The 19747-nt window shown below is 42.4% G+C and carries 15 protein-coding genes and 3 pseudogenes; 6 read left to right on the forward strand and 12 right to left on the reverse strand.

From position 1 onward, the window contains the following. Nucleotides 1-4 precede the first annotated feature (4 nt). Nucleotides 5-754: a PmeII family type II restriction endonuclease gene (locus BANVL01_RS09570; protein WP_066085683.1), complete on the forward strand. Its 750-nt coding sequence runs from the start codon at nt 5-7 to the stop codon at nt 752-754. A 15-nt stretch (nt 755-769) separates the two neighbouring features. Then, a complete protein-coding gene (locus tag BANVL01_RS09575; protein WP_066085681.1) occupies nt 770-1345 on the forward strand; it encodes a hypothetical protein in 576 nt (191 codons plus the stop codon). A gap of 172 nt (nt 1346-1517) precedes the next feature. Here BANVL01_RS09575 and BANVL01_RS09580 read toward each other — a convergent pair whose 3' ends face one another. After that, nucleotides 1518-2204, reverse strand: coding sequence for a tyrosine-type recombinase/integrase (locus BANVL01_RS09580; RefSeq protein WP_066147829.1), 687 nt, complete (start codon nt 2202-2204; stop codon nt 1518-1520). Between the two features lie 401 nt (nt 2205-2605). Between BANVL01_RS09580 and BANVL01_RS09585 the strand changes: the two genes are divergently transcribed. Both BANVL01_RS09585 and BANVL01_RS27720 read left to right on the forward strand, forming a co-directional pair. Further along, nucleotides 2606-4171, forward strand: a complete 1566-nt coding sequence (locus BANVL01_RS09585) for an MIR domain-containing protein (protein ID WP_066085674.1) — start codon at nt 2606-2608, stop codon at nt 4169-4171. Then, nucleotides 4134-4319 carry a hypothetical protein gene (locus BANVL01_RS27720; RefSeq protein ID WP_169803154.1) on the forward strand — a complete coding sequence of 62 codons (186 nt, stop codon included), beginning with the start codon at nt 4134-4136 and terminating at the stop codon, nt 4317-4319. The genes BANVL01_RS09585 and BANVL01_RS27720 overlap by 38 nt, the downstream gene beginning before the upstream one ends. Nucleotides 4320-5055: 736 nt before the next feature. Here BANVL01_RS27720 and BANVL01_RS09590 read toward each other — a convergent pair. Both BANVL01_RS09590 and BANVL01_RS09595 read right to left on the reverse strand, forming a co-directional pair. Further along, on the reverse strand, nt 5056-5586 hold the full coding sequence (locus BANVL01_RS09590; protein WP_169803155.1) for an AAA family ATPase: 531 nt from the start codon (nt 5584-5586) through the stop codon (nt 5056-5058). 523 nt (nt 5587-6109) lie between these two features. Next, nucleotides 6110-7354 carry a serine hydrolase domain-containing protein gene (locus BANVL01_RS09595; RefSeq protein ID WP_066096364.1) on the reverse strand — a complete coding sequence of 415 codons (1245 nt, stop codon included), beginning with the start codon at nt 7352-7354 and terminating at the stop codon, nt 6110-6112. Nucleotides 7355-7483: 129 nt separating this feature from the next. Here BANVL01_RS09595 and BANVL01_RS09600 point away from each other — a divergent pair, with 129 nt between their 5' ends. Beyond that, a complete protein-coding gene (locus tag BANVL01_RS09600) occupies nt 7484-7717 on the forward strand; it encodes a GNAT family N-acetyltransferase (protein WP_235845518.1) in 234 nt (77 codons plus the stop codon). Nucleotides 7718-8172: 455 nt separating this feature from the next. Here the strand turns inward: BANVL01_RS09600 and BANVL01_RS09605 are convergent. Next, a pseudogene (locus BANVL01_RS09605) lies at nt 8173-8709 on the reverse strand (recombinase family protein). Here BANVL01_RS09605 and BANVL01_RS09610 point away from each other — a divergent pair. Beyond that, entirely contained in the window at nt 8648-8953 is a 306-nt protein-coding gene (locus BANVL01_RS09610; protein ID WP_169803156.1) for a site-specific integrase, read from the forward strand. The pseudogene BANVL01_RS09605 and the gene BANVL01_RS09610 overlap by 62 nt on opposite strands. Before the next feature lie 664 nt (nt 8954-9617). Here the strand turns inward: BANVL01_RS09610 and BANVL01_RS09615 are convergent. The 8 genes and pseudogenes from BANVL01_RS09615 to BANVL01_RS09645 all read right to left on the reverse strand — a co-directional run bounded on the left by BANVL01_RS09615 (nt 9618) and on the right by BANVL01_RS09645 (nt 19727). Continuing rightward, on the reverse strand, nt 9618-11657 hold the full coding sequence (locus BANVL01_RS09615) for a glycoside hydrolase family 3 protein (RefSeq protein WP_066096361.1): 2040 nt from the start codon (nt 11655-11657) through the stop codon (nt 9618-9620). A 397-nt stretch (nt 11658-12054) separates the two neighbouring features. After that, nucleotides 12055-12648, reverse strand: a pseudogene (locus tag BANVL01_RS26700) (family 4 glycosyl hydrolase); the annotation flags it as partial. A 67-nt stretch (nt 12649-12715) separates the two neighbouring features. After that, nucleotides 12716-13039 (reverse strand): PTS sugar transporter subunit IIA, encoded by a 324-nt coding sequence (locus BANVL01_RS09620; RefSeq protein WP_342342308.1) that lies wholly within the window; start codon nt 13037-13039, stop codon nt 12716-12718. 113 nt (nt 13040-13152) lie between these two features. Continuing rightward, nucleotides 13153-13469 (reverse strand): annotated as a pseudogene (locus BANVL01_RS09625) (PTS sugar transporter subunit IIB). A 202-nt stretch (nt 13470-13671) separates the two neighbouring features. Further along, nucleotides 13672-13896: a hypothetical protein gene (locus tag BANVL01_RS09630; protein ID WP_066085669.1), complete on the reverse strand. Its 225-nt coding sequence runs from the start codon at nt 13894-13896 to the stop codon at nt 13672-13674. 2 nt (nt 13897-13898) lie between these two features. Further along, complete coding sequence (locus BANVL01_RS09635; RefSeq protein ID WP_066085667.1) at nt 13899-14444, reverse strand: RDD family protein; 546 nt, start codon at nt 14442-14444, stop codon at nt 13899-13901. Nucleotides 14445-14511: 67 nt separating this feature from the next. Next, nucleotides 14512-15780 carry a PTS sugar transporter subunit IIC gene (locus tag BANVL01_RS09640; RefSeq protein WP_066085665.1) on the reverse strand — a complete coding sequence of 423 codons (1269 nt, stop codon included), beginning with the start codon at nt 15778-15780 and terminating at the stop codon, nt 14512-14514. 299 nt (nt 15781-16079) lie between these two features. Continuing rightward, on the reverse strand, nt 16080-19727 hold the full coding sequence (locus BANVL01_RS09645) for an FIMAH domain-containing protein (protein WP_066085662.1): 3648 nt from the start codon (nt 19725-19727) through the stop codon (nt 16080-16082). Nucleotides 19728-19747 lie beyond the last annotated feature (20 nt).

Here is a 19747-nt window from a genome sequence, read left to right on the forward strand (position 1 = left end):
ACGAATGGTTGACCAAAGTATTCGAAAAATAGACGGTACAGATATCACAACCGAAATTCATGACATCATGATAAAGTACCTAAACAACGTTTTTAAAAATTTACGAAATCTACACCTTGACGACTTGACCCCAAATCCCCTTTTAATGAAATTAGTAGGAACGGCTGCTGAATTAAATTCCGCCAGTACAATTGTTGAATATATGATAAATGCAAGGCTTGAACGTTCAACAAGCACGGGGTTTGGAAATACTATGCAAAAAATTGCTACAGCTTTTTGTGAAATGACTGGAGTGGGCGGTGCAGACATTTCAATTGTAAAAGAAAATGAGTTTGGAGTGCCTGTTCGTTGGTACATACAAATGAAATCTGGCCCGAATACGGTGAACAAAGATATTTGTGTCCAAATTAGTAGTGAATTGCAATCCGCAATAAGACGAGCACCTGGTTCAGCTGGACTTTTGGGTATTGGATACGGGAAACCTGATCGTGTAAGTGGAATCACTCAACAATATTTAAGTTTTGATTTTGAAGCTGGTCGTGACTTTTGGGAGTTTATTTCGAAAGACCCTGAATGTTACAGAAAACTTTGGTCTCTAACCATTTTCATCGCCAATAATTTCGAAGACCGTGGAGGACTTACATTAAAAGAATTGATAGAAATGAAACGTGAACAATTGACGGAACAATTTGTGTACAAATATGGAAATTCAGGTGAGAGAATGTGGAATAACTTTTTAGAAGAAAATATGTAAAAAGAGGGTGTTTTTATGTCAATGTATGATATTCATGGAAATGAAGTAACAAATTATGATTTACAAAATAAAGGTGCATGGTGTGGACATGGTGTAAGAAAAGAAAATGTTTTTGTTAATAAATACGGTTGGAAATTAGGATTGAAAATAAATCCAGAAAAAGAAAGAAACATATATGCACCCGACCTTTCTCTAATAGAATTTGAACAAATGTTATCCGATTTAAAAACCCAAAATACCCCATTCTTCACTGCTAATAAATACGGATATGACCCACAATTTACAGTTACTTTTAACAAGAAAGACGCTGATAGATATAGAGAAAACTACCCTGATATAGATATTTATTTTTGGGTTGATTGGGTACCAGTTAGATATTATAAGAAAAATACAAATCCTAATTATCCTGATACAGATATACAAGTTAACCCAATGTATGGAGTATGGAAAGTCTCGTTTAAGGATTTAGACGAAATTATTAAAACCTCTCCTCTTCATGCTTATCAACAAAGGGTAAATGATACCCAAGGAAATGCAAAGCATAGTTATTTAATAAATTTATTAGATAGCAAAATCAAGAAAGTAATTTAATATATTAGTTAAATACTAGAGAAGACGTTTCCTTAATTGGATAACGTCTTTTATTTTCTACCGTCACAAATATTCTTGTCTTTGTTCAACAAATTTTTGCTCTATGCTAGTTTAAGTGCAAAAATTCAACAAGAAAAAAGGACTCTGTTAAAGTCCTTATTATATTTCCCTCCTACTGTTGTACTAATTTTGTTATGGAAGATAATATTGGTGCTGAATCTAAATCCTTAATCCCAGAATTATCGTCTCTCTTCCAAAATTTTCTAAATTTTATTTGAATCAAATTCAATATGTTAATCAGTTCGCTAATCCTAACCATAGAATCCAACAGAACTAGGGTCATTACTCTATCTCGGAATCCAACAAATGTTGTTTCGTCAAAAGCATTTAACAAAGCTTTTACTTCACTTGGAGTAAAAGACTCTAATGTGTCTTGTTCTGTTTTAATCGGCTTAACTCTTTCGTGGATAGGATAGTCTATATACTTCTCGAGATTACACCAACGAAGAAATGCTCTCGTTGTTCGGACTCTCATATTAACTGTTGTGGGTTTCAACCCCTGACCCTCTTTCATGTAAACAATCCAATCGAGGAATACTTCCAATGTCATTTCCTCTTTTGCTAGGTCTCCTCCTAAGTAATCTAAAAGCCATTGAAAGTGTAGCATATATTCTTCAATCGTTCTTGGAGCAAGTCCTTCTGAGTTTTTAAACCACATAAATCTCTCGAACATTTCAGTCATAGTAAAATTTTCCATAACTCTTGGAGCACTTTTTACCTCTCGACTTAACTTTCTTTTTCCTTTTCTAACTGTGTTCAAAACGTGAATAACGAAGAAATTAGGAAGTACATTTATCAAAACCTGAGTAATCCTAAAAAGAAGCCTTATGACTTGGATCATTTAACAAATGTTGAAGCGAACTCATTTTACAAATATGGAGCATTACTCACGTTAATTGACTTTCTTATTAAATAGCAACCACAAAAACTCTAAAAACCTTGTTAAGTCAATAGTTATAGGGTTTTTTATTTTTACTCTGATTTGTAGATTTATGTATTCTCCCTCATCGATTTTTGGGGAAATAAGTTTATTTAGATATTAATTCATTAGCAAAATTCATCTGGTATTTTTATTCATAAATTCGTATTTCATTATTGATAGGATATTAACTAGTTATTTATACATTATTTGTTGAATACACTAGCAAAAGGGACCATGGGAAATGGTACCAATTCTCTTTGGAATGGAGTGGTAATAGAATGGCTAACCAGCTTCAGCCAGGGCTGGAACTCCTGGCTAACAAGCAGATCACCGCAAACAATGGGAGGGCATTCCTGATTATGCAGGCCGATGGAAACTTAGTACTCTATGAAGTACATCGAGGCAAAAACATCCCTGTCTGGGCGTCCGGCACTAACGGCAGAGGCGGCGTAAAAGCAATCATGCGGGATAATGGCAGCCTTGTCGTCTGCAAGGCTGATGGACAGACAGTATGGGACTCAGGCACCGCTGGAAACCCCGGAGCATATCTCATCCTTCAAGATGATGGAAACGCGGTGATCTACACCAAACAGGAAAAAGCACTCTGGGATTCGGGAACGTGGCGCCATGTTCGTAAGCTTGGTTTCGACTCAGCGGTTCACGGTTTTTTGTTTAGCAACAGTTTCGTCAATGCTGTGGCTAAAATTCCCGGTTATGGGCAGGTGACAACATATGGACGGTGCGGCGGAATGGCTTTTGCAGCACTCGACTACTTTCACAAGGGCATTCCGGTTCCGAAATACACCGGGAATCTGTTCAACGCAAAGGTTCCACCGGATGGACACTGGCTTGCGGATTACATTTACAGCCGGCTTATGGACAGTTTCCTTTTGGTTTCCTCCATCAATTATGTTCGTTGGATCTTAGCGTCTGATCATTCTACCGTCCTTGGAGGAAAAGGAGTCACCCGCTGGACAAAGGAGGATGAATTTCCAAAGCTGCGAGCGATTATCGACGCCGGTAAGCCGGTCGTCCTCGGCCTCATAAGCGCAACCAGCCTTGAGGAAATCGGATCGAAGAATCACCAGGTGCTAGCCTATGGGTATGAGTGGCACCCGAAGGCCGAAATTATGAAAGTGTTCGTGTACGATAACAACACGATAGGTCAGGAGGTGGTTTTGTCCTCCGAACAGGGAAACCCCCACTTTGACGCCACGAATACCCACCCTTGGCGGGGCTTTTTCGTAGTTGACTACCAGAAGAAGGACCCTCCCGTGTTTACGTCCAATCCTCCTGCTGCCAATGCTGCGGTCCGGTACGGTCAGACAATCAAGGTAAGTCATCTTTTGACAGGGCTGACTCTCCATTCGCACGCACTGAACTACGGCCACAAGGGCAGCTCAGGTCAGCAGCAGGTCACCTGCTTCAAAGGAGCCGATGACAATGACCTTTGGAAGATCAAGGGGGCCAACGGCACACAAGCGAACCACAGGATCAATGAAGTAGTCCAACACGGCGATGTAATCCGGCTCGGGCATGTGCCTACACAACGCAATCTGCATAGCCACACCGGACACCCTTCACCCGTCACCGGTCAGCAGGAGGTAACCTGCTTTGGCGCCGGAGGCCAGGGAGACGACAACGATAACTGGCGGGTCGAGATTGACGGCGGCGGCCAGTGGACCGCACAGCGACGGGTGCGACTTGTTCACTTGCCCACCAACCATACACTTCACTCCCACCGAGGGTTCAGCGATGCCCGTTGGACGGCCGGCCAACAAGAGGTAACCGGCTTCGGCAACCGGGATGATAATGATTGGTGGTGGCTCCTCGAAATCCGCTGAGTGCAGCTTTGTTTCAAGATTTCCATACCTTGACCGTGAATTTCAACATCAGCCTGCCATGATGATTGAGCTTGCAGTGTCAACGGCACATTATAGAACGGCAAAACAGTCGCCAAGAGTGAGCCGGTTCAGCTTAAGAACCAGGTAAAATCACCTCGCAGACTCATAATAAGCTGTCTCACAAACAGGTGAGGCAGCCCAAACTTTAAATCCAATACATTGGGGAAGGTTCTGTGGGAGGTTTTAAAAAATCCCCCTTCACGCCACATGAATACTAGTGTTTTGGGGACCGTTGAGTATTCCTCACGTTAATTGATTTGCTTATTAACCAGCTATCACAAAACCCTAGAAACCGCGTTATTTCAACGCTTCTAGGGTTTTTTTTTTACCTCTGCTTTGTAGAATTTTGTATTCTCCCCCAAAGAATTGGGGGGCAATTAGGGGAAGTTTTAACAAAATAATTCAAGTGGACAGACGTATACATTTTTGTAAATCTCCTTCTAAAAATAGTCATAGCAGGAGTTTTAGCAACGAATTGACAAGAGTAATAGCCTGCTGTGACAGTCTAGTTAAATGACACAGTTTTTGCTCATTTAAGTGACACACTTAAATGGAAATTAGATTAAAACCAATGTCCTTTGACATGGAGCCTCAACGACATGATTCTCTTATAAAACGAAGTCAAACTGTTTTGGGCAAATAAAATGGCAGTATGTTTAATGAATATAATAAGAGCCTAAATATACAAGTAGTGTATAAAAACTTGCATATTGAGGCTCTTTTTAGTTTATTCCTTGTTTCAGTAAAGCCCCCGTTGATTAAGAAAGTTTGTTTGGTTAATTGATTTACCTTAAATTAAGATATGCTTAAGCTAACATTACAAATTAATTCACAGTAAACCTATCATCATTCAAAACGATATTTACAAGGTCTTCTAAATAAGAATCATTATTATCAAGTATTAATCTCTTTGGAAATTTATCTGAATAAAAATCTTTAACAATTTGTCTAATTCTTTCTTCCCCTACATACGCAACTCCGCTTCGTTGTTTATCCCTATTAATTAGGGTATCTATTTCACTTTTAATTACTATTACTTTAATATTAATATCTAAATTCTTTATTCTATCTATAACAGAAAATATCTGCTCTTTAGAAAAAACATAATCAGTAACTACATTCATTTTATTTTTTGTAAAGTTTTCAACTAGAGTAACTATATTGTCCCATAAAATATTCAGTAAAAAATTATCGTGATCATCACAAGGATGTACCCATCCTTTCTTTACCATATTGTATAGTAGATCCCCCTCTATATGTACAGATAACCCGTTTATACTTTTACATATCTTATCAGCCAATGTACTCTTTCCAGACCCAGGTGGACCACTTATTAAAAAGACCGTCTTTTTCATATTCAAAAATCACTTCCTTTGAAATGAATTATTATTACTATGTTATATTATCAAGCTTATTACCAGACTTCATATCCTGCCTCGATAGCCTCAACAAAAAAGGCGTTAATCCTTACTGGAATCACGCACCCTTAAGTCGAGCATTTTTATCAATTTATCGCAGATTAACGGGCTGTAAGACCCCCACTTCAAGAAGTTGAGTAAAACAAAAATTTCTAAGTGGGGATCAACAGCCCGTAAAGGCCCGATTGGTTCAACTTAATAAGGGGGAGTACCAGCGAAGCTGACACCACCCGCAATGTAGATGTAATTAAATGGGAAATTATTTATTGATGACCTAGTTATGTCCCTGCTGGGCATGGGTGATTGCAAGTTTTGAATAGACCTCCAAGGGCTCGCGGCCATGCCCCTGCCCGCTTCTACTCCGTCCAACCAACTCCACATCACGTCATGGTTCTGCCCTAATTAGGAAGATGATATTCACCGAACTTTTTTAAACGAACGACGAACCGCGGGCTCGGTGTCAGTCTTCGATTGCCTGATAGACCATGGTCCAGAAGTCGTGGATAAGCCGCGTTGAATCCGGAGTGGACGCCCCGACCTGGGTGAGCAGAATTCCAGTGAGCTGTTTGTCCGGGTCAGCGTACGTCGCGGTGCCACTTCCGCCGTCCCAGCCGAACTGGCCGATGGACGCGTAGTCACCACGGTAGGTGCGCACCGCCATCCCAAAGCCCCAGCCGCCGTGCTGTCCTTGGCCGAATGACACATGGACGTTGTTGTTGGCCATGGCGTTTCGGGCGGCTTGTTGCTCGGGCGTGAGGCGGTTGGTGGTCATCAGCTGGACGGCGGGCCGGGATAGGATCCGTTCGGTACCGTGCATCCCGTGATTCAGCAGCATCCGGAAGTAGGCGTGGTAGTCGTCGACGGTGGAGACCAGTCCGCCGCCGCCGCCCTGGAATGCCGGAGGCTGGCTGTGGCGTCCCCCCTTGGCCTCGTCCCATACGATGAACTCTCCGGTCTGCGGGTCTGGGGCGTAGAGGGTCGGCAGCCGGTCAATCTTGTCGGCGGGCACGTGGAAACTGGTGTCCTTCATGCCCAGAGGGTCGAAGATGCGTTCGCGCATGAACCTCTCAAACGACTGGCCCGTGACCCTGGCAACGAGCACTCCGAGTAGATCGTTGCTGATGTGGTACTGCCAGCGCTCCCCGGGATGGTGCATCAATGGAAGCGCGCCAAGGCGGCGCATCCACTCATCCGGCTCGGGCACCAGCTCCGGCAGATTGGGCGTGAGCCCCTGCTCAAAGATCGCGCTCATGATCGGAGTGCCCAGTGATGTCATATCCATGCCGAGCCCGAACGTGGAGGTCAGCAGATCCCGTACGGTGATCGGCCGCCGCGCAGGCACGGTATCGTCCAGCGGGCCGTCAATCCGCTTCAGCACCCGCCGGTTGGCGAGTTCCGGCAGCCACTGCTCAACCAGGTCATCCAGCCGCAGCCTGCACTCGTCGAGCAGGACCATCGCCGCCGCGATCGTAACCGGCTTGGACGTTGAGGCCATTCGGAAGATCGTGTCCCGGCACATCGGCGCGCCACCGTCATGGCGCATCGTCCCAATCGCTTCGACGTGCGTCTCGCCGTACCGGCTGACCAGGGCGACAAGCCCAGGAATCTTCCCGGACTCGACATGCCGTGCCAGCACGTCGCGCATTCTACGCAGCCCAGTTTCGGAGAAGCCGTTGTTGCTTTGTACCGTTATAATCTTTTTCATTTGGTTTCCCTCTCTTTCCTTTTTAATCAGCCCTTTTAGTTCTGCAAATTCTCTTTTGTAATTCATGCTTGAAAGTCCTTTATTACGCTATCTAATCTATTTCCTTTTGGAAATAAATATAACTGTTCATTGAATCTTATACCTAAAAGTACGACTGAAGCGGTAAGACGTGTAATCAAGTTCGCGATGGATACGTTCGCCTTTGAGAGATTCATCGCTGTCTGCTCTGAAGAGCATCTGGCGTTAAGAAGGGTATTAGAAAAGGTTGGAATGAAGTTGGATGAGATTGTGCCCGAGAACACAGAAATCAATGAAAGGTTGGTTAGTGACTGCTTTTATTCGATGGAGATTGTTCGAGACTGAGTGTGCCGGTATCTGTTTGGGGAACGAGGTATATATTTTTGCTTAAGTGGGAGTTTATAAGCTTCTGTACACTGATTTTGAACATAATAATTCTGATACTGACCATTTTAGGAACTTTTCATAACTATCATCTTTCAAAAAGTAATAATGGTTTATGTGATGGCAATGCCATTCATGTATCCCTAAAAGTGAAAAGCCTCACAATATCTTTACGCATACCAATTTAGTTTAAATGTGTTATTCAACAATCTGGCCCGATTGTTGAATAAAGCTAATGACGATTGTTCAACTCCACTTTAGTCGAAGAAGCAAAAAATAACCGCTCTAACGGCCATTATTACATTCACAATTAAAGCAAAGGTTAGTCTGACCAACATAGCTATACTTCTATATATGAGAATTGTAATTATCAAATATAATTCCCGACCTAAACGGTCGACTTTTATCAAATCCACTTAACCTAGCTGTTCTTGCTGTTTCATAGCCCTAATGAGCGTGCTTTTATTTATACCAGTAATATCTTCGACTTGTTTGTAAGAGTTTGTTTCCAGCAGTTTCAAAGCGTGTTCAATTTGTGCCTTTTTGAATTTTTTGGGACGTCCCTCTCTAAAATCCCCGCGCTGATTCGCTATAGCCTTACCTTCCTGTGTGCGCTCTAAGATCATATCTCTTTCAAACTCTGCGAACCCACTCATGATGGTTAAAATCAGTTTTCCTGTTGGAGTATTCTCAACCTATCCCATATTCAAAACATGCACTTTGACACTCTGTTCAAACAGATTCCTGATAATTTGGATAGCGTCCACGGCCGAACTGACAAAGCGATCAAGCTTCGTTACAACAAGCGTATCACCTTCTTTTAAAAGAGAAAGCAATTCTTGAAACTGCGGCCGCTCTCTCTTAGTTCCAGTAAACTTTTCAGAAAAGATTTTGTCGCACCGTACATGTTCCAATAATAACCTTGTTTTTTGTAACTCAAAAGGAAATATCATGATACCTTCTGAATTAACGAGAACTTTTAAGAGAGTGTTAAAAGCAGCTAACCTTCCGGACATTCGGTTTCATGATTTGCGGCATTCCCATGCGACCATGCTGCTTAAAGAAAATGTTCCTTCGAAAGTAGTAAGGGAGCGGTTAGGACACTCTAAAATTCAGGTAACGTTGGATACCTATTCTCATGTTACGGATTCGATTGAAGGAATTGCTGTAAATCACTTAAATGGATTACTTGAATAAATAAAGGGCACCAAAATGTGAATGGCACCATTTGGGCACCATTCAATAGAAAAAAGACCGAGTTCCCTCTGGTCTATGTAAGATAAGAATTCGCTAGAACCCTTGACAGTATTGAGTTGGCGGGACTGCGTGGGAATCGAACCCACCAGACCTGGCACCTGTTTTTCTAGTATCTTCATATACCCTCAAGTACTGATAATTCAAGGTTTCTTGCTTCCTAGTACCTTGTTGTGATTTATAATTTTAAAAATTTGGGCACCTAGCATGGCACCAAATTGCACCTAATATAAGAAATGACCTGCAGTTTCCTAAACTGTAGGTCGGAGGTTCGAATCCTCTTTGGGACGTCTATTTAGAAAACGCTATGTTATCGTATTGTTTACCGCTCTTCACACTCATTGCCCCCTCTCCATAACGAATCTATCACCATTATCGCCAAGCTATGATTCTCATAACCATATAAATTTTCAATGCTTGGAGCTGGTTCTCACCCTGATTCTATTTGTTTTTAGACACTGTTATATTCGAGTCCAATATCCCCGGTCTTTCGTTAAAATCTCGCCTATTTCAATAAATAATCCGCCGAAGCCATTTATCAAAAAAAGAGACCTCCTATTAAGGAGGATCTCCGTCTCATTTGGTGAATATCACCTAATAAACTCTATTAATATCCTAAGCCATGGCCATATCCGTAGAGGACACTGCCGTCTTGGTTATAGATGGCAACCGGCAGTTTGCCGGTTGGTTTGTTGACTCCGAATATGGTGTTGGCTGATGCTTCGTAACTTGCTTCTCTCGTTCCATATTGTGCCAAGTAGGCATTGACGTTTGGATAGGCCATGATGTCATACGGATTGCGGAGTCCTACCCCAATCACTTCTGCGTCGGTTTCATCAATCATTTGGTTAACCAGCCTCATGAGATTGGCAGAAGGCAGTCTTCCAGCCACGTTAGAAGTATTTGTACCGACAATAATATATTTTGCCGATTTGGCAGTAGTTAAATTAGCACCGGACAGTAAAGTAGCACTGTTGATCACCGTTACATTGGAATGATGTTTTTGAACTTCGGGTCCAAGTGTAGTCGCATTCGAACCGACGACGACAATCCGATCGCCCGCAGCTGCTTTCAATGGAAGTACACCATTATTCTTTACAAGGGTAATCGATTTTTCTGCAGCTTCCTTTTCCAACTGTAAATGTTCCGCAGATCTCCAAACCTTCTCGGCGTTGGCAGCCATTTCATCAACATTCGGCGCTGCCTCTGGCTTGACAATGCCGCGATTTAATTTCAGTGTTAAAATCCGTTCAACGGATTGCTCAATTCTTTCGATAGAAAGATCACCAGAATTTACTGCCTCATAAAGCCCATTTGCAACAACGTCTAAACCAACAGGCATTAAGATAATATCCGCACCTGCTTTTACCGCACGAACGGCTGCATCGACTGGGCCGAAATGATCGGCAATCGCTAGCATGTTCATTGCATCCGTTACGATAACGCCCTTAAAGCCCATCTCTTCTCGCATGAGACCGGTTAGCACCTTATGGGAAAGTGTTGCAGGAATGGCGATTTCAGTGCCATCCTTTTTCGAAATGGCTTTTGTATCGTCAATTTTCGGGAAAGTGACATGCGCTGTCATAACCGCGTCCATCCCGGCATCCATCGCCTGCTGGAATGGATATAATTCTACCTGTTTCAAACGTTCTTTTTCATGCCCCACTTCCGGAAGTCCTAAGTGAGAATCCACTGCCGTATCACCATGCCCTGGAAAATGCTTTGCTGTTGCGGCTGTACCCGTTGCCTGAAGTCCTCTAATATAGGCTTTGCCTAATTTAGCAACAAGCTCTGGATCTTCGCCAAACGAACGCACGCCAATCACTGGGTTGTCAGGATTATTGTTGACATCAAGTACTGGTCCAAAGTTAAAATTAATTCCAGCAGCATGAAGTTCCTCGCCAATCGCTTTTCCAACCTTTTCTGAGAGCTCTTCAGACCCTGCGGCACCAAGCGCCATGTTTCCTGGAAAATGCGTTCCGGATTGCAGACGAGTAGTATTTCCGCCCTCCTGATCAATGGAAATTAATAGTCCATACTTTCCCGCGGCCTCCTGATAAGCGGCGACTAGCTTTGTTGTTTGTGTGGCTGTCACCGTGTTTGGTTGGAACAATAAGACCCCGCCCAGATGGTATTTTTTAACCTGCTCGGCAAGTTCATCGGTCATTACTGTTACAGTTTGACCTTTAAAATTACGGAAATCCGGCATCAGCAATTGCCCGACTTTTTCTTCCATGGTCATGTTTTTTATCGCATGGCCAATCAGATCATAGCGTTTTCCCTTTTCTTTTTCAACAAGGATCTGTCCCTGATTGCCTTTGAATTGGATTGCAATCCGGTCCGTGAAAATGCCATCGCTGACAGAGATAAACGTTTTTCCATTATGTCCCGATAACGTAACTGCGCCATCTTTGACAGAGGCAACGTTTTTATTCGAGGAACTCCAGACCAAGTTTTGCGAAGCCAGCATAAAGCGTCCGTCATCATATACATGAAGTGCCCTTAAATCAATTTTATTGTCGACAGCCTCACGCTCTACTTGGGGAACATTCAGGTCGATGACCAAGTCCTTAATTGCGGACTTCGCCGATGCACCGGAATGCGGGATTCCTGTTAACAAAAGAGCAACTGCCAAAAATGGGATCATCAACTTCTTGAAAAATTTTTTCACTGTTTCTCCTCCTCGTTTAATCTCTTTACACTCATTCGCTTTAACGTGCAGATTGAACCAGGTTTCTACAACATGATAAGTATTACGCTTTAAATTCCTCCTTTGGGGTTTATTGCAGGCGAAATACTATGTACAAAGGAAATGGTAGCGCTTACTCCCTGTACCTTAAGCATATATCCCTAATTCACAGTCGTCCATACTACTAAATGCTCATTCCAGAAATATCCAATTAGTTCCCCAGCCATAAAGACCTAGTACTTTATGGCTGTTAGGTAAAGCTGCAGTAATTATGGTTGCGTCAGTAATGATGTTAGGTGCTTGTGGAAAAGCGGATCTAACACTTAAACCGTTAAAGGGAGGTTTCTTCCTAAAAAAACAAAATATGATTTAGTCCGGCGAAATCAATTCGGACTCTGTAATGATCCACCTCTAATAAATCCGCGACGGCCCTATCCATACCAATTGGAACAATACATAGTCCAACGACTTTATCAATATTTGAGTATCTTAATACAGCCTCTGTCACCATACCGGCGGGATTTGTAAAGTTAATCAGCCATGCATCCGGGCCAGCTCCTCCATATCTTTACATATATCCAAAATAACCGGTATCGTCCGTAATCCTTTAAATAACCCGCCAGGCCCATTCGTTTCCTGGCCTAATACACCATATTTTAGTGGAATCCGCTCATCTTTTGCCGTGCATCCAGCAGGCCGACGCGTAATTGGGTTGTAACAAAATCAGCATCTTTTTCGCCGCTCTACGGTCCAATGTTAAATGAACAACTACTGGCACCCCTGCCTTTTAAATCATCCGTTTTGCAAGATTACCAACAATAGTTAAATTCTCTTGTCCTTCTTCGATATCGGCCAGCCAAATTTCCGATACAGGTAATTCATCATAACATTTAATAAAACCTTTAATTAATTCCGGAGTATAACTGGAACCGCCGCCAATTGTTGCAATCTTGAGGCCCTTTTTTACTTGAAATCCCTACTGCGTGTAGTTAAAATTATAATTTCAATAGTTGCCATTATTTGCCGAATCTTTTATACATTTCTATCATTTCTTTCACCAATTCGGTAATTGTTTCGGTGCTCATTAATTGGTCTTCAGCATGCATAAAGAGCAAGGAAAATTCAGTTTTGTCTCCGGCTGCTTCTTTTTGAATTAAGGAAGCATGTACTTTATGTCCTTCAACAAAGTATTGTTTGGACTCATCCAATTTTTCTTCTGCCAGGGCAAAATCCCCATCCTTTGCTGCATAAAGGGCTTCCATTACTAAACTTTTTGCTGTTCCAACATTGCTGATTATTTGAAAAGCGATCATTTCTAAACTTTCATTAACCATCTTCATTACACATCCCTCTGGCAGCAGCGGCGTAACTGCTGAATTTTTTACATAAGAATTGTAAAAGGAATATTAACTCTTAAGTTAATACTCCTCACAAACGGATTTTCAAAGCATGATTATTTCGTATCAATTAGTTTTAAGGCTGCTTCTAAAACTTTTTCACCGTTCATCAGTCCATAATCTTGCATATTAATGGAGTCAATCGGAATGTTTTTTCCTTGAAGTTTCTTTTCAACTTGAGCTTTCATATAACGGACTTGCGGGCCAAGCAATAATACATCGATGTCCTTCTTTCCAAAATACCATCAACTTCTAAAGCAGAAACTGCAAAAATATCCGCTTCAATTGTTTTGGCTTCGGCTGCTTTTTGCATTCTTGAAACTAACAGACTAGTACTCATTCCTGCTGCACATACTAACATAATTGTTTTCATGCTATTCCCCTCCAACGGATTATTTAATATGAATCGCTTAATAATTCGTTTTGTTTACCAATCCTTCAATTCTTGTACAATATACCCTATGGAATGTTCATCTTTAACATCTATTAGACAGCCAAGTATTATTGCTTCTTTGTCTGGAAGATAGAACTGTCTTGGTAAAACCTATACAACATAGTTTTTAATGTAGCTCCCATTATTTCACGATAATGGAAAAGTAGAGTCCTCTTCCATAATCCGTGGCCTTAATTGCATTCTTGGTCGCGGCAACAGCGATCTGTTCACTGTCTCCGGTAACGCTGAATATTATTTCCCTGCCCTTCATTTCCAAAAAAGTGAAGTCTACCCCGTCAAAGGTATTCCCGTCCAATAGTTCCTTTATCTTATCCGCCATCAACGGGGTCTTAACCGCAATATTCATAGTTATTTACTCCTTACTTTAATAACTTTTGTACCAGCGAATCCATCAAACCCAGAACGTCCTTCCGAATTGCCGAATGTAGTCAAACACATGAACAAGAACGGTATAGCTGCAAGCAAGTATATTGATGCCGCCTTAATCACGGAGCGCATAGCTAGCATGAGCTTACCTAGGTAGAAATTCTTATCCGTTTTGACACTGACGACGCGCATACCGAATACCAGTTTACCTATAGTCACCCCAAAAAACACCAGCATTAAAGCCTCGTAGACTACCCCTATGCTTAATGTGATTAGAAAACACTCTTGATAGAGCTTCATACGTTCCACGACTAGGGTATCTGAAGCGGTTAACCCCCTGACCGCCTCCTGAGTCTGTAAGTAGTGTTTCCAATCGGGTATGCCAAATATGGCAAACACAATTTGGCACAAGAGCATAATGACAATAAAATCAATTACTAGCGCGAAAAATCTGTTTCGATAGAAGTTTTTGGGGCGGCTGTGTTTGAAAGACTCTACTGCCTTGTTGCCATCATCCTTTTTTTTCATAGCACTGTCTCCTCAAAATCCCCTGCCCTTAAAGTGCAGGGGATTCTTCCATTTCTTTTATAGTAAATTAAGATTCTCCCGCCTCACGTTTCAGGTTGATTTTATCCCATGCGCGGATGAAAGGCAGATAGATAATGAACGATGCGGAAAAACATATGACTTGTGCCAGCACAGCCATTAACCTGCTACCTATATCACCTGAGGCGGCAAGGAAACCGCTAATAAAGATGGGTGTCGTCCATGGCACGATCTTATCCATTATAGGGAACAGCCCGATTGATGTGCCTCCATACATGATGGTGACGATCACGAGCGGAGAGATTATGAACGGTATCATAAGCATAGGGTTCAAAACGATAGGAAGACCGAACGTGACCGGCTCGTTAATATTAAATATACCAGGTCCTATGGAAATCTTACCGACATCTTTGAGTAGCCTTGACTTAGCAAATAACAACATATAGATAACCACAGGCAAAGTAGCTCCCGAACCGCCGAGCCACACGTTGTTTTCATAGAATGGCCATGTGATGATGGAAGTCGTTCCGGCATGGGTAACGCTGATCCAAAGTGGCTCGAAGAAAGGGAATATTACAATTGCGGATCCGTGCAGACCGAATGTCCACAACAAGTGCTCGATAAAGGATCCAAACATCATGAACGGATATGAAAGACCGAAATTAGTCAGCCAGGAGAACAGACCTTCATTCAGCCAATGAGATATAGTATGATAACTGGTATACGACATCGGTACGGCAATGATAAGCCACGAGATACCAAGGATAGCCAGACCCGGAAGCAGTGCTGAGAACTGTCTTGAAACTGCTGTTGGTACTGTGTCTGGCAGCTTGATGATCCAGTTTTTTTGGACGAACAGACGATAGATCTCACCAGTAAGTAAAGCGAAAGCCATTGCAACAAAAAGATTTTCAGAACCCGTGCCGTCGCTTTGGGTAACAACAAAGAATGATGCTATGGCGAGAATACCCGCGGGGATACCGTCTACTGAGGTGCCATCATTCTTTTTGTAGCTGCCAGCCAATGAGCTTGCGACGCCAAACGCGGCGATTACTGCCATGATGCCGAACGTTGCGTCTATCAAGATGTCGATTTTACCGCCCCAGCTCCAACCGGCAGACTCCATAAGGGCTATCCAAGCAGGGACAGGGAAGTCTATGACTATCATAGCGAAAGCGCCTAAAATCAACAGCGGCATTATCATGACAATGCCGTCACGCAGAGCCAGCAAATGCCTTTGACCTCCAATTCTTGCCGCGACGGGCACAAAGTTTTCTTCCATAAAGGTCGTGAGTTTCGATTGTTTCTTTGTTTCCATAGCTACTTACCTCCTATGATTACGATATTTCTTAAAGCAGAAAAACCATTGTTTATATTGAATTTTCCAATTATTCAGCGGACCCTAATTAGTTTTTTGGATATATTCCCTATATACCTCTGCAAAGATCTCGCCGGCTTTTGCCAACGCATAATTAGCCTCAACCGCTGTGTCAAGCCGCAAGACAGCATCCAACAGTTAAAATTCAGGATAGAAAGCAGAGGACAATCATAAAAAGATTGCCCTTTGCCTCGTTAATCGTTAATTATTAAAGAGAAGTTTTTTTGAAATTAGTTAAATCATTTCCACTCTTTTAATAAGTCCTCTATATCCGCTGTCAACTTTTCTTTAGCCTGCACCGATAATTTATCTCTATGGGCTTCGTTGTTCATATGCTTTAGAAAATCGTTAAGACTTTTTATCGCCTGATCACGATGCCCTTTCTCCTCATGATGGATGGCCTGCTCAAGACTATTACCCAGCTGATTGGTCAATGGTGAACGTACATCATTTTTCGCAATATATTTCTCCAATTTTTCCTGGATTGTATAAAGACTTACCGGCTCATCATATACCTCAAACGAAGCAATATTGAAGCTGGTAGACGCTGCAGTTGCTCCTAATCCAATTACGCCATTCCCTGTACCTCCAGGACCGATTTGCGGACCAGCTGGTCGTTTTCCGGACATCGTCAGCTTAATATAACGCTTAGTTACAGAATCAAACTGTAAGTCGCTTACAGAAGAACCGTTTAGATTTTTTCCATCGTAGATTGGCACCCAATTTACGCCATCATCTGACCCTTCAAGGACCATGTCCCGTGCATAGTTTGCATAATCCCATCTAATGATCGTCCGATCAAATTTCGTCGGTTTACCAAAATCAACTTGGAACCATTGTGGGTCGGCTCCAGTGGAGCTTGTTGAACTCTGCCACTTTGTATACATCGAGCTTTCTAACGCTCTATTAGCAGTATTTGATCCTTGTGTGGTTGATGCTGTTGCTGTTTTTCCAAAAGCAAGATTTGTAGTAGTCGGCATCGGCTTATTCTTCGATGTTAGGTTGTTATAGCTGTTGACCTCAACTACAGGCGTTACATTACCCAAATCAGACAAATTGTATGTTGCTGAGAGGGTTCTCTTCTCTCCAGGCAGCAACATAAAGTAGTTATCTTCCATTTTTACCGGGGCAACCAGATCACCATTAGCGCCTTTCTTGATTTTGGCGAATACGGCGTAAGCAATAGAATTGCCCTTGTTTTTAACCGTATAAGTAATAGTTTGCTCTTGACCGTTGTTCACCGTTTTCGGTTTTCCTTCGATTTGCAAGTCCACCTGACCAAGCTTCTGCAATTGGGTAAGGTCTGCAAATTGATCCTGCGGTGTATAGTTCCAACCATGATTTTGGTATCTGACCAAATCTTTTTTCGTCGATTGTGCATAGGAGTTGATACTTACAAGATTATCCTTGCTGTCTCTTAATTCTAAGCGAATAAAATAAGTAGGCGATACCTGAAGATTGGATTCTGCTATTTTGTCAACCACTGTTATCCCGTCGGCCTTGTCAATTTTGCCATCAAAATTGATTGTTTGATAACCAACCTGTTTAGGTTGGCCGCCAACAGCTGGGCTTGCGCCATCTGGGGTCAAAGCAAGGTTATTAAACTCTTTGTCATACACTTTCTTGCTATCAATATTGTAAACTTGAACCTTCGCTTTCAAACCGGAGTAGTCCTGATTCGTGCTGTTAAGAATCTTCACTTCCTTAGAAGCGTAATCATACATTATATGGAGCGGTTCATTTCCTTTTTTCGCTCCGAAATAGGAACCGTTCGGGTTAAGATAGAAGTCAAATAGGTTCCAAAACATACCTGGCCAAGCATTATTAAGCATCCACTGGACCCAACCTGTAGACTTGGTATATTTGTTGGCATTTAACGCTTCAAACACGGCTCGCTGGGAATCATATTGCTGAACCTGCGCCTTGATATTATATTCTTCAAGACTATTAGATTCGCCATAGTGGTTATCCATCGCTAAGTTAAACTTCGAAAGATCCCTAAAGCTGCCCCTGGCATTGTGGAAGTTCCACTGCTGATAATTATCGCCTCCGACATTATAAGGCCATAATGCATGTTCGGGGAGAATCTTCTTCATTGTCTCAATAACTGGTATACTTGGACCTGGCCCAGCTTCCGAGGTAAATCCGAACGCCCCGCCTTGATCCATATCCTCAAACCACATGGCAGGTGGTGCATAATCATAGGAAGCATCCATGTGCATACCGCTGGTTGTTCCGGTTAATGTCGCTATCTTAGCAGAGCCGCTGGAGATAATAGCTCCATACTCGTCCCAGTGTAAATCATTTTCGATATCGAAAAAGGCTTGCTCTACTTCTCTCCCGCGGGCAGAATTCGAGTAAGATACGGGGTTATCGCTTCCATTTAACCAGGCAATCATACTTGGATGGACCCTTAATTCGCGAAGCTGTGAAGTCAATGATTCATTAACAATTTCTAGTTCACGATCATTGTATTGAGCCGGTTCCTGCCATCTGCTGCAGCAAGTCCATCCACCCATGTACATGAGACCGTTTTCATCTAGAAGGTCGATCAAGCGATCATCAAAGAAAATACCTTCATCCCTGATCGCATTCAAGCCCATATCTTTTAGGTATTCGACAACCGCAATATTTGTATCCATATCCCGGCGTAAGTATAGGTCCGTTGGAGAATATCCACCTGCTTTTATTAGAACAGGCTTGTGATTCACATAGAACTGCACCATATCCTTTAACGGTGGGTTAGTTTTAGTGGAAGGTGACACGTTCATTTCCGTTGTTACTTCTCGAATACCAAATCTTTGGGTTATGCTGTCTTTAATCTTTTGATCAATTGCCGTAAATTTGAATTCAATTGTGTGTAGAGATGGTTCACCCATACCGATTGGCCACCATAATTGAGGGTTGTTTATTTTCAGTCCATTAAATTTATCGGCTGTAAAAGCAATCTCCTGATCCTTTGCACCCGCGCTCAAGGTTACAGGCTGGGAAAGAGTGGTTACAACGGCACCTTTAGGGTCTTTAATTGTTGCTTCCACAGTTCCTGAAACCGGACTATCAGAGTAATTCGTTACATCTACATAAGCATTGAGACTTGCTGTTGTAAGGTTAGGTTCAACTTTAGAAACGACAAAAGGGTTGCGGGTCGTTACAACATCAGAGGTAGTAATAAATACATCACGCCATAAGCCCATATTGTTATCAGTCGGTCTTGGAACCCAATCCACCCAGTACACAGAGAAGTCTTTACCGAAGTTAGATTTCGTTACTTCTACTGCGATTGTATTTTTTGTTTTGCCATCAGCCGTTACATAATCGGAAATATCCAATTCGTAGGTTCTGAATGACCCAATAACTTCTGATTTATCGGCAATCTTTGTTCCATTAACCCAAATGTCGCCTTGGTAGCCGATTCCTTGGAAATTTACTAATATTTTCTTGCCTTGCTCCGTTGCGGGTAACGTAAACTCAGTGCGGTACCACCAAGGAGCATTGTATCTGGATTCATCGGTACGGGATATACGGTCGTGAATAAACGGATCTTCAATATCCCCCGCTTCAATCAGAGCCCCCATTACCGTGTTAGGGACAGTGGTATTGAACCATCCATCTGCCCGATACCCAGGCTTAGATATATCGGCCCCATTTCCTTTATCAATGGCCGAAGATTGAATTTGCCAATTTTTATGCAATTGATATACATTGTTATACTTAATCGCCTGCTTTAATGAATACTCATCGTTGGAAACGGATGAACTTACATTGGAACTGCTCGAATTGTTCGATTTGGCTTCAATGGATGGACCTGTTGCAGCCACAACGGAGGTTGAAAGTAATAGAGCCATCGAAATGCTAAGTATCTTTTTAAATGACCTGCTTACACGCAATTTTCTTGCCTCCCTCTGAT

It is taken from the genome of Neobacillus novalis NBRC 102450 (assembly GCF_001591805.1).
In the GTDB taxonomy this organism is placed as follows: Bacteria; Bacillota; Bacilli; order Bacillales; family Cytobacillaceae; genus Neobacillus; species Neobacillus novalis.